The 11,063-nt window shown below is 52.2% G+C and carries 10 protein-coding genes and 1 pseudogene; 9 read left to right on the top strand and 2 right to left on the bottom strand.

Going from position 1 to position 11,063, the window contains the following annotated elements; genetic code table 11:
- Window positions 1-347: helix-turn-helix domain-containing protein (locus tag BST81_RS11045; RefSeq protein WP_143780305.1), on the bottom strand; the 347-nt coding region annotated here is incomplete at its 3' end.
- Window positions 348-582: 235 nt separating this feature from the next.
- On the opposite strand from BST81_RS11045, the gene BST81_RS11040 reads away from it, so the two are divergent.
- The 8 genes from BST81_RS11040 to BST81_RS11010 all read left to right on the top strand — a co-directional run bounded on the left by BST81_RS11040 (window position 583) and on the right by BST81_RS11010 (window position 9,098).
- Window positions 583-1,809: a hypothetical protein gene (locus tag BST81_RS11040; RefSeq protein WP_075598586.1), complete on the top strand. Its 1,227-nt coding sequence runs from the start codon at window positions 583-585 to the stop codon at window positions 1,807-1,809.
- A 4-nt stretch (window positions 1,810-1,813) separates the two neighbouring features.
- The gene (locus BST81_RS11035) at window positions 1,814-2,953 is read left to right on the top strand and encodes a MoxR family ATPase (RefSeq protein WP_083636794.1); all 1,140 of its coding nucleotides are present in this window, start codon (window positions 1,814-1,816) and stop codon (window positions 2,951-2,953) included.
- Window positions 2,896-5,568 carry a formylglycine-generating enzyme family protein gene (locus BST81_RS28790; RefSeq protein WP_253188229.1) on the top strand — a complete coding sequence of 891 codons (2,673 nt, stop codon included), beginning with the start codon at window positions 2,896-2,898 and terminating at the stop codon, window positions 5,566-5,568. The genes BST81_RS11035 and BST81_RS28790 overlap by 58 nt, the downstream gene beginning before the upstream one ends.
- Window positions 5,569-5,646: 78 nt before the next feature.
- Window positions 5,647-6,003 carry a diversity-generating retroelement protein Avd gene (gene avd / locus BST81_RS11025; protein WP_075598585.1) on the top strand — a complete coding sequence of 119 codons (357 nt, stop codon included), beginning with the start codon at window positions 5,647-5,649 and terminating at the stop codon, window positions 6,001-6,003.
- On the top strand, window positions 6,000-7,064 hold the full coding sequence (locus tag BST81_RS11020; RefSeq protein ID WP_075598584.1) for an RNA-directed DNA polymerase: 1,065 nt from the start codon (window positions 6,000-6,002) through the stop codon (window positions 7,062-7,064). Before avd ends, BST81_RS11020 begins: the two co-directional genes overlap by 4 nt.
- A gap of 2 nt (window positions 7,065-7,066) precedes the next feature.
- A complete protein-coding gene (locus tag BST81_RS29245) occupies window positions 7,067-7,228 on the top strand; it encodes an SUMF1/EgtB/PvdO family nonheme iron enzyme (protein ID WP_363079850.1) in 162 nt (53 codons plus the stop codon).
- Between the two features lie 151 nt (window positions 7,229-7,379).
- Window positions 7,380-8,288, top strand: a complete 909-nt coding sequence (locus tag BST81_RS11015) for a formylglycine-generating enzyme family protein (protein WP_075598583.1) — start codon at window positions 7,380-7,382, stop codon at window positions 8,286-8,288.
- A 234-nt stretch (window positions 8,289-8,522) separates the two neighbouring features.
- Window positions 8,523-9,098: a Uma2 family endonuclease gene (locus tag BST81_RS11010; protein ID WP_075598582.1), complete on the top strand. Its 576-nt coding sequence runs from the start codon at window positions 8,523-8,525 to the stop codon at window positions 9,096-9,098.
- 164 nt (window positions 9,099-9,262) lie between these two features.
- Here the strand turns inward: BST81_RS11010 and BST81_RS11005 are convergent.
- Window positions 9,263-10,448: pseudogene (locus BST81_RS11005) on the bottom strand (IS630 family transposase).
- 400 nt (window positions 10,449-10,848) lie between these two features.
- Here BST81_RS11005 and BST81_RS11000 point away from each other — a divergent pair.
- Window positions 10,849-11,063 (top strand): helix-turn-helix domain-containing protein (locus tag BST81_RS11000; RefSeq protein WP_171974633.1); only part of this gene is annotated, 215 nt, incomplete at its 3' end.

Below are 11,063 nucleotides of genomic sequence, written 5' to 3'. Positions count from 1 at the left end.
CTGTTGTAGGTGCGAGCCTCTGTTTCTAGACATTGCTCGATGTAGCGCAAGTCCGCTTCCTGCCATCTCGCTGCCACCCCTCGTCCAGGGGCTTCCCATAAGCCTCCTAAGCCTAGGCGCTGCCACCGTCGTATCGTGGCTCGCACCGTATGTTCATGGCACTCAAAGACCTCGGCGATTGCCGGGGCGGTCCATCCTTGCGCATTCAGCCGCAGCATATGGGCACGGTCTCGGGTTCGTTGCGGCACGGTCCTGGCTAATCTCAGTTCAGCCAGGGTGCGGTCTTCCTCGTCACTCAGTTTGATTCGTAAGGGGGCAGGCACTAGAGACAACCAGTAGAGGGCCAAATCTATCTTATACTTTATCCCTCCGACCTACTTAGAAAAAGATGAACATTTTGTCTATGGCTTTGGTAGAGGTAAAACTGGCGGTCGATCCGATGCCTACCGCCCCAAAGCCAACGTTGCTGGTGGACGCTTCCAACTGTGTAAGGTTGGCGATCCGAATGACGAAACGATCAAGCCAGGGTTTAGTGGGGCTCCTGTCTGGAACAATGCCGATGCGCGCAAGTGTGTCATTGGCATGGTGGCAACGGCAGTTGTTGTGTCCAGCGATGAGCAGCAGAGTACAGCCTATGCCATCCCAACCAAGGAGCTGCAACCTGTTCTGAAGCAAATTGAGGCTTTCCACTTACATGATGTCCTCATGCAGAGTCTGGCGGCCTGTGGTAGCGATGACGAAAAACACCGGCTCGAAATTGCAATTAACGCTGCTTTGCGGCACTGTAATCCCAACGGAGGCGATCTCTCCCCGCAAAAGCAACTGAGAGATCTAAGCACAGATCGTGCTCCTACTCCTGGCTGGGAAAGCGAAGGCAGGCTGGTTCATTTTGCTATGGTGCTGGCACGGATGGATGATACACCACTACACGCCTACGAAAACTTGAAAACCTGGATAGAGAAGCAATGTAGGCTTGACTTCCCAAGACTCCTGGATCGGGCCACCATTGAGATGAAACAGCAGAAAGTGCCATTCATTAATGAGTGTCAGTATCTGATGGTGGATGTCGAGCGGGTAGAAACAGCAGTGGATGAATTACGTGTCTCTCTATGGGCCATTGCGAATCGGGAAACCTATAACCCGTACAACCCGCCTAGACCGATCGCTTCGGAGAAAGTCCTTTCACGGCAAGAACTCCCTGCGTTTCTGCGGGACCAAATTCGCAAGAAGCTGCGAAAGCAGCCAACTCCAACCATTCATTTGTTTGTGCCACGGGCGTTGTTTGGTTGTGATGTTGAAATATTGCCAAGTAGCAGGCTGGGATCTGCTCTGGGTAGTGAATACCCCTTTGTTATTCGAACGAACCTGAGGACTCACCCCATTGGCTTCTATTATTACGATGATTGGCAGGAGAAATGGGCACAGGTGGAAAAAGCTTTTGAAAATGAAACCTGTGAGGAGGTCAAGCCCATAGACTGTTCACTGCCCGCAAGGGATTTGATTGCAGAACTAAAAACTATCTGTGCTGTGATGCTGGAAAAATGCAATTCTGCGGGCGAGTTTTTTGAGCTGGTCGCAGAAGAGACGGCACTACCTGTGGCCTTATGGTCCCGCGATCCACAATTCCAAGATCAGTTAGCTGAGGTGCTAGACTGCATTGTCAAACACTTACCCGATCGTATTCGACAGGCACGGGAGACTGCGTGCAATTCTCCAGTAAAACCGTTACTTGGTCATCACCTGAGCCTGGTATGGGAAGATCCTAAAATCGTGCCCCCCGACATGCAGTTTGACCCAGAGGCTTGTTAGAACTATGAGTAACGACACTCCAGAGGCTCAAACCAGCAATCACAAACCATTTCACCCAATTTTTAAAGGCACGGGAGAGGAGCAGTTCAAGCCCACAGAGCCATTACCATTACCGCCTGCGCCCACTTGGCGACGGGCTGATCGTCGCAAGCAAGAACGAGGAGCAACGTTTCAGGCCCGTTCCGAAGAAATTGAACTGGTGAATGCGGCGTTGTATCTGCGGCGGCCCCTATTGGTAACGGGGAAACCGGGCACTGGAAAAACCTCCCTGGCCTACGCGATCGCCCGTGAACTTGGGCTGGGGGAAGTGCTGTACTGGCCCATTACGACCCGAAGCACCCTCCGAGATGGGCTGTATCTCTATGATGCGATCGCCCGTCTGCAAGATGCTAATAGTTCACAGCATCGTGATCAGGCTCCTGATCACCGCGATGATCGCTTTGAGAACATTGGGGATTATATCCGCCTAGGTCCATTGGGAACGGCATTAGTTCCGGCCAGAAAGCCGCGCGTTTTGATTGTCGATGAAATCGACAAGAGCGATATCGATCTGCCGAACGATTTGCTTTACGTTTTTGAAGAGGGTGCGTTCGAGATTCCAGAACTGGCGCGAATCGAGAGTATAAAACCCACGGTAACGGTGCGAACTGCCTACAAAGATAGGCAGGAGTTTACCTTCAACGACGGCTATAAGGTCACGGATGGTAAATCTGAAATTCCTGGTGGCAAGATCGAGTGTGAAGAATTTCCACTCCTGATTTTGACTAGCAATGGAGAGCGCGACTTTCCTCCCCCATTTCTCCGGCGGTGTGTACGTCTGACAATGGAAGAGCCAGATGAGCTGCGCTTGGGGCAAATTGTTGCTGCCCACCTGCAACAACAAACCCAGCAAGATACCAAAGATGGTAAAGAGACTCACGTTTTGCCAGAAGCGATGATTAAAAAACTCATTGAGGATTTTGTCAAAAAGCGCAACGATCGCAGTCGGGGTGATCTAGCTACTGATCAACTCCTAAATGCGGTATACCTGGTGATGCGTGAGCGCGACCCAGATTTGAACAGCAGAGAGGACCTGATTAACCGCCTGTGGAAACATCTCAGCAGCAGCGAAGACCAGCGGTCGGACAGTTCGCCGAAACGCTAGCGGACGCGAAGCTTGACTTCGATGCGATCGATCTGGTTGATATGCTCTGGTTGGCTCAGTTCATTGAACCAGAAGAGTCTGGGCTGGCTGAAACTCCAGCCAAAGAACCGAGTCAGCAGCCTAAGGTGGATCAAATAACTGACATCAGCGAAGCTGGGCTCAATCTCTATCCCGAAGAACAGCTCCCACAACAAAAAAGGCAAGAAACACCCCTCTCAAAACAGCAGCCAGAGAAACCCACGGGCAGGCCATTTTCTGTTCCGGCAGCTCCTGCCTTGCGAACTCAGTTAAACCTATCCCGTGCAATCCGCCCCCTGATGCGAAAGGTGCCATCACAAATCCAATTCGATCTGGATGAAGAGGCTACAGTGACCCAAATTGCTGAAACACGGGTCTGGATGCCCGTGGTACGCCCAAGTCCAGAACGTTGGCTGGAACTGGATTTAGTCGTTGAGGCATCAAAGACGACCGTAATCTGGGAGCGATCGATCGCAGAATTGAACCACCTGGCGGAGTACCAAGGCGCGTTTCGAGCCGTCCGCACCTGGAGACTGTCTGCCCACGGGGGAAAGATCCAGATACATCCTCGCTGGCACGATGCGATGAAGTCGGCAGCTAAGAGTGAAACGGTGAGCCCCCACCGTCCCCGTAGTCCAGGTGAGTTGATTGACCCCACAGGACGGCGGTTGATCTGGCTGGTGACAGACTGTACTTCCTTGCTCTGGCGGCAGGAGATCCTTTACAAAACTCTGTGGGATTGGGCTAAAGAGCAACCCATCGCGATCGTCCAGATGTTCCCAGAGCGTCTGTGGTCACGGACTGCATTGCGCGATGGCCACATTGTCCGATTGGGAGCACTCTCTTCAGGCTTGCCCAGCTCGCAGTTAGAAGTCGAAGGCTTGCCTCAACGTCTGGAACAGCATCGCCATGCAGATCTAGTCACTGTCCCCATTGTCACCCTTGATGCAGCATCGATGTTCCGTTGGGCTCAAGTCACTTCTGGTACTGGCTCCATTCGTACCCCTGGCCGAACGTTTGACCTGGTCTTTATCCGCAAGCAGGCGGATAAAGGGAATTCAGCCCAGGTCCTCCGATCGACATCACAGCGAACAGCCCAGGAGCGGGTCGCTCTGTTCCGATCCACAGCATCTAAAACAGCCCAGCAATTAGCTAATTTGATGGCGGCGGCTCCAGTGAGTTTGCCTGTGATTGACCTGTTACGAGATGCCTTTCGGGGCGATTTTGAGGAAGAGGTGCAACAGTCTGTTGTCGCAGAAGTTCTGCTCAGCGGTCTCTTAAGACGTTGTGATGCAGAAGACGATGTTGTTTGTCGCTATGAATTTTGGGGCGATGACTCATTAGTAGGCACCGAGCGCGTGCGTGATATTTTGCTAGGAGATACATCCATCTCGAAGTCGATCGAGGTGTTGAATGTACTGTCTGCGTCGATTTGTCAAAAGCTCGGCCTACCCTCAAAAAGTTTTCAGGCACTGCTAGCTGATCTGCAGTCGTCTGAGGAAAGTCTAAGACAGGCAGCCCAACCCTTTGCCAGGGTTGGCTTAGATGTATTGCGCCGCCTGGGAGGTGAATACGCAGCCCTGGCACGTCGCTATGATTCCTATGGCAATACTCATGGACCAGGTGATGATTTCCCTCTGGAAGATCTGGAATACGAAGTCGCCAAACTGATCAACATCCCCCCCCTGCAACCCTGCGAGTACGAATCCGCCATCATCACCGCCATCCTGGATCGCTTCAACTGCGAAACCGCCAAGATTGAGCGGGAAAACCGCAAGTGGGTTATCCGCCGTAGTCGCATTGTTACCTGGGGATACACTGAAACCCTGGGCCTCAATGCGGGGCAAGAGATTGGGCTAGATCTGATCGCCATCCCCGGTGGCAGCTTCACCATGGGGGCACCAGCCAGCGAACCAGACGGCTCAAAGAACGAGCGTCCCCAGCACGAAGTAACCCTCCAACCGTTTTATCTCGGGCGTTATCCCATTACCCAGGCCCAGTGGCGAGTCGTCTCCAGTTATGATCGCGTGAATCAAGACCTTGATCCCGATCCATCCAGCTTCAAGGGAGATCACCGCCCGGTAGAGCAGGTGAGTTGGGAGGATGCCCAGGAATTTTGCCAGCGGCTCTCCGCTAAAACTGGCAAAGCCTATCGCCTGCCCAGTGAGGCCCAGTGGGAATATGCCTGTCGGGCCGGGAGCACCACCCCATTTCATTTTGGCGAGACCCTCACCCCTGATCTGGCGAACTACAACGGGAATTACACCTACAACAATGGGTCGCCAGGGGAAAATCGGAAACAGACGACTGATGTAGGCATCTTTCCAGCGAATGATTGGGGGCTACATGACATGCACGGCAATGTCTTGGAGTGGTGCGAAGACGATTATCACAGCAATTACCAAGGGGCTCCGGATGATGGCAGTGCCTGGATAGAAGTAGATCAGGAGCAGAACCGTCGAGTGCTGCGCGGCGGCTCCTGGGCCGACTCTCCGGGGTATTGCCGTTCTGCTGTTCGCCTCAACGATTCGCGCGAGAACCGTTTCAACTCTATCGGCTTTCGGGTTTGTTGCGTGCTGCCGGGGACTTCTTCTTAGCACTGCAGCCCTTAGGCACTTAGCCCTAAGATGGTTTCTTAGCCCTTCTGTCTCGCCGTAGGCGATCAAAAAATTTTCATGCCCAAATTTAGTACAGGCGAATTACCCATTGTGCAAAAGACCTATGACCTGATCAAGTGGTACGTGCCAATTTTGAATCGGCTGCCCCGCGATCATAAATTTGGGCTGGGAAACCGGATGGTCGCCACACTCTATGACCTGCTTGAAGGCTTCATTACAGCCCGCTATGCCCGGAATAAACTGGATATTTTGCACCCCCTCAGCGGCAAACTCGATATCCTGCAATACCAAACCCGTCTGCTGCTGGACTTTGACTTGATGGAAGTCGCACGCTACGAGTATGTCAGTCGATTGTTGGACGAGGTCGGGCGGCAGTTGACCGGATGGTTAGGGCAGCAGCGTAGCCAGACATGAAACGCTATGGGAGTCTATATCCACAAATTACAGCCTTTGAGAACTTGCTCACAGCGGCGAAGCAAGCCCAACGCCAGAAGCGTTATCGCGATCCGGTGTTGGCTTTCAATTACAATCTCGAAAGTGAACTATTACAACTGCAACGGGAGCTTCAGACCCAGACCTACGAACCCGGTGAGTACAAGGTCTTCGAGATCTATGAACCCAAGCGCCGGGTGATTTCGGCGGCCCCCTATCGCGATCGGGTCGTACACCACGCTCTGTGTAACATTATTGTCCCGATCTTCGATCGCACGTTCATCGCGACCACCTACGCCAATCGTCAAGGTTATGGGTCCCACCTGGCCCTGCGCCAGTTTGTCCACTACGCCCGTTCTAGTCGCTACGTCTTACAATGCGATATCTGCAAATACTTCCCCAGTATTGACATTGCCATTCTCAAACAAACCATTCAGCGCAAGCTCAAGTGTCAGGAAACCCTGTGGTTGATCGATAGGATCCTGGACAATCGCAGCGAGGGAGATCCCCTGATCGACTACTTTCCGGGCGATACCCTGCTCACCCCCCTGGAGCGTCCCAAAGGACTTCCGATCGGCAACCTCACCAGTCAGTTTTTCGCCAATGTGTATCTCAACGGTTTCGATCGCTATATCAAAGAAACCCTCAAAGTCTCGAAGTACCTACGTTACGTGGATGATTTTTCCCTCTTCAGTGACGATCGAGACTTTCTATCCGACTGCCGGAGCCAGATTGAGGCTTATCTCACGACACTACGCTTAAAAATTCACCCCATCAAAAGCCAGTTGATTCAGACCCGTCATGGTGGCAGGTTTGTTGGCTTTCGGGTGCTGCCCGATCGGATCCGGGTTCGCAACTACAACCTGCAAATCGGACGCAGGCGACTCAAACAACTCCAGGCTGACTACGCCAGGGGTCGGGTATCAGAGCACGATGTCGCCCAGAGTCTTCAGAGCTGGAATGCTCACCTGGCCCATGGGGATACCTGGCAACTGCGTCAGCACATCTTTAAACACTTAAACCTGCCGCACCCATTACAGTAAAGGTGGGGCGGGCAACAAAGCTGCTGCGCGGCGGCTCCTGGAACAACAATCCGAGGAATTGCCGTTCTGCTGTTCGCAACAACAATTCGCGCGAGAACCGTAACAACAATATCGGCTTTCGGGTTTGTTGCGTGCTGCCGAGTACTCTTCAAAGTCAGAACTGACTGGTGGGAATCAGTCGGGCGTACAGGAAGAGTCCAGACCCGTTCCGGTGATGCACCTGCATCCAAAAATACCCAGCGGTTGGATAGCTTGGTAGGGCTTCCCGAAGAGTCATTCAACCGCACCCCCTTCATTTCCTCTCCACAAGCGACCATGGCCAATGAAACCACTATCCCCGCCAGACGGATTGTGATCAGCCGTCAAACCCACCGGGGACAATTCTTTACTGAATTATTGGATGACAACACCCACCTGGAGATGATGCTGATTCCCGGTGGCACCTTCTTGATGGGGCAAACCGAAGCCGAGAAAGACGAGCTAGTTAATCAGGTGGGAGAAGCCGATTATCAGAAATACTTCACCGATGAGTTGCCCAGACATGGGGTGACTGTGCCATCGTTTTTTCTGGGCAAATACCCCATCACTCAAGCCCAGTGGCGTGCGGTGGCCGCTTACCCCGCTGTCGAACAGGATTTGGATTCTGCCCCCTCCCATTTCAACGGCGCTAGCCGTCCAGTGGAGCAGGTGAGTTGGGATGACGCCACGGAGTTTTGTCGGCGGCTCTCCCGGCAGACTGGTCGCCTCTATCGCCTCCCATCGGAGTCCGAATGGGAATATGCCTGTCGGGCTGGCACCCAAACACCATTCCATGTTGGCGACACTCTCAGCGATGAATTAGCCAACTACTGCGCCCAAGATCAAGAAATTGACGGCACCCTGCACCAGGGAATATATGGTCACGGCCTCTTAGGCCAATATCGCCAGGAAACCACTGAGGCGGGGCAGTTCCCTGCCAACCCATTTGGGCTGTACGACATGCATGGCAATGTCTGGGAGTGGTGCGAAGACGACTACCACAATAACTACAATCATGCGCCTGACGATGGGAGCGCCTGGGTCGAGTCCGATCGAAAAGAGACACAACGAGTGCTGCGCGGCGGCTCCTGGTACTACGGTCCGGGGGATTGCCGTTCTGCTGTTCGCGACTACGGTTCGCGCGAGGGCCGTGACGACTATATCGGCTTTCGGGTTTGTTGCGTGCTGCCGGGGGCTCTTTCTTAGCGCTTCAGCCCTTAAGCTCTTAGCTCTGAATTTTCTTAGCCCTTGCCTGTGTCGCGCTACGCGCGATCGATTTTCTTAGGCTTATCGAAATTTATTATTGGCACGAAATAATAACTGTGGGCCTGTTTTCCAGACTCATCCCATGGTGGCATGGGCCTCAGACCGCTAAGATTTGGGGAAATATCTGCCTTAAAATATGAGCAAATACACAACGCTACTCAGAAGGCATAGCAAATGGCACAACTGCTTCAGAAGTCTGTAGACCAGCGCATTGTCATCCAGGGGGCCTGGGAGAAATTCAAGCTGATTCAACAGGGGGCAGAAGCGTCYCCAGGGGTGCGGCTATCTTACTAYAACGGAACGATCGAGATCCTCATGCCAGGAGAAGACCACGAATTTTTTGCCCATGTCATCGGCTATCTATTAACGACCTTCTTCCTGCAAAAGGGAATTCCCTTCAAACCGACAGGGGCCAAGACCCAGGAAAAGCCAGGGGAAGCCTCAGCCCAGGCCGATGCATCCTACTGCCTGGGTGGCTCTAAACCCATTCCTGATTTGTCGATCGAAGTGGTTTTCAGTAGCGGTGGGAATAAGCTAGGGCGATACAGCGCCTTAGRGGTGCCGGAAGTTTGGTTCTGGGAAGATGGCGTTCTCACTCTGTATCATCTCCGCAAGGGTGGCTATGAGCTGATTGCAGGGAGCGAACTACCAGGTCTAACTCAGCTTGATCTCAACTTACTCCAGCGCTGCATCTTAATGGCTGAGACTGATTTTGCCGGAGCCGTTCAAGTTTTCCAGCAAGCAATTTGAGGGGCTAGCATAACCTCAATATTTCCGATGCTTGAATTCACTGTTGCAGAGGTTTTGGAGACTGAAAAATGCTCGTCGTAGGCAGATTAAAAATAGGTTCAGCGTAAGGCAAGCATGACAGCGGCCATCCAAGCCGAAGCAAGACTAGTAGTTCACCACAGGGATTATGACAAGCTAGGAGTTGGATAAAGCCGCTCGAATTTGGTGCGGGCATCGATGGTAGAAAAGCGCCAATTGACCGTTGCCCGATTCTGATTTCGTGCTTGTTCCCAAGCTTCAGTTTCTTGTCGCAGTTCTGTGATAGATGGAATGCGACGTTCCAGACATTGACGTGAGAGAACTGAAAACTCTAATTCAACCATGTTGAGCCAACTGCCATGTTTCGGGGTGTAGTGTAACTGGAGTTTGGAGAGAATCCGCAGTGCCTCTTGAGGTGGAAAGGTTTGATAAAGTGCAGCGGGAGTATGGGTGTTGAGGTTATCCAGCACCAAATGAATTTGTGCCGCATCAGGAAAAAGCACATCGACTAAGTACTGCATACACAACGCAAAATCCTCAGACGTACGGCGTTGGGTCACTTTAATCTGCCGCCAACCTTGCAGGGGTTGGAAGAAGGCGAACAAATTACAAGTCCCTGTTGGGTCACTTTAATCTGCCGCCAACCTTGCAGGGGTTGGAAGAAGGCGAACAAATTACAAGTCCCTTCACGTTTGTATTCATAGTCATAACGTTCCGGTTGACCAGGCTCAGGCGGCAGAGGGACTCGAGTCTCACTGACCAATTGCACTGGACGCTCATCAAAACAGACGACAGGTTCTTGCGGGTCGTAGGGGTAACTATATAACTCCAGCACGGCTTCCATCCGCCAGATGAAATCGGCATTCACCTCCCCAATACACCACTGTTCTTTCAGCCAGGGTTTAAGGTCATTTTTTTCAGTGTCCGACGCACTGTTTCATCGGAAATTCGATCTACCAAATTGACTTCGACTAAGCGTTCAGCCAACAGTTGCATGGTCCATTCGGCCTTGCCTTTGGGTGGGTCACTACAGACCGTTGCCACTAAAAAGGCTTCGGCTTTACCATCAAGCTTCCGCTTGCCTCCTAAGCGAGGCGCTTCACTCAAGGCAAACTCAACACCACCATCAACAAACTTTTGTCGCGTGCGATGAACCGTTGATTCTCCCACATAAAGCATGAGGGCAATCGCTTCATCCCGATGCCCATCGTCTGCTAACAGCAGAATTTGAGCCCGTTTGAACCTTCTGGCAGAGACTTTGTTTTGATGCGTGATCTCGAGCAGTTGCTGATGCTCCTCAGCAGTCAGCGTCACAAGGTACTTTTCTGGCATAAGAGTTCTGGTTTTTTCCCAGTTTCTCGGTTCCCAGCCTACCTGTCAAAACCTTCGTGGCGGACTACTAGTGGCAACGTCAGTGAAACCATAGCACCGTCCCGATAATCCCCATTAGGTTTCTGAGTTTTATTATGTCATTTGCAATAGCAGATAGAATTTGGTTCCTTACCAACAGCCAGAAGGGTCCAACGAGAGCGATCGCCCCATTGCCAGTTTTGCTGTGTTAGGCGACGAGCGTTTTACTTTGCGACTGCGATCTCGATCAGCTTGGTAACGATCGAGTTATATGATCCTATCTTATTTTATTTATCTTGTTATACTTGCAAGCTGATTGCCCAAATATTTTAATAAGTTATATGGGATTAAGTAGGTCGGAGGAATAAAGTATAAGATAGATTTGGCCCTCTACTGGTTGTCTCTAGTGCCTGCCCCCTTACGAATCAAACTGAGTGACGAGGAAGACCGCACCCTGGCTGAACTGAGATTAGCCACGACCGTGCCGCAACGAACCCGAGACCGTGCCCATATGCTGCGGCTGAATGCGCAAGGATGGACCGCCCCGGCAATCGCCGAGGTCTTTGAGTGCCATGAACATACGGTGCGAGCCACGAT

The organism is Leptolyngbya sp. 'hensonii' (assembly GCF_001939115.1).
Classification (GTDB): domain Bacteria; phylum Cyanobacteriota; class Cyanobacteriia.
The sequence above is the reverse complement of the archived record's forward strand: the minus strand, read 5'-3'. Positions and strand labels throughout refer to the sequence as shown.

Bases quoted from the DNA above. Each gene is read 5' to 3' on its own strand.
- BST81_RS11040 (WP_075598586.1), top strand. From the start codon at position 583: ATGGTGGCAACGGCAGTTGTTGTGTCCAGCGATGAGCAGCAGAGTACA.
- BST81_RS11035 (WP_083636794.1), top strand. From the start codon at position 1,814: ATGAGTAACGACACTCCAGAGGCTCAAACCAGCAATCACAAACCATTT.
- avd (WP_075598585.1), top strand. From the start codon at position 5,647: ATGCCCAAATTTAGTACAGGCGAATTACCCATTGTGCAAAAGACCTAT.
- BST81_RS11020 (WP_075598584.1), top strand. From the start codon at position 6,000: ATGAAACGCTATGGGAGTCTATATCCACAAATTACAGCCTTTGAGAAC.
- BST81_RS11015 (WP_075598583.1), top strand. From the start codon at position 7,380: ATGGCCAATGAAACCACTATCCCCGCCAGACGGATTGTGATCAGCCGT.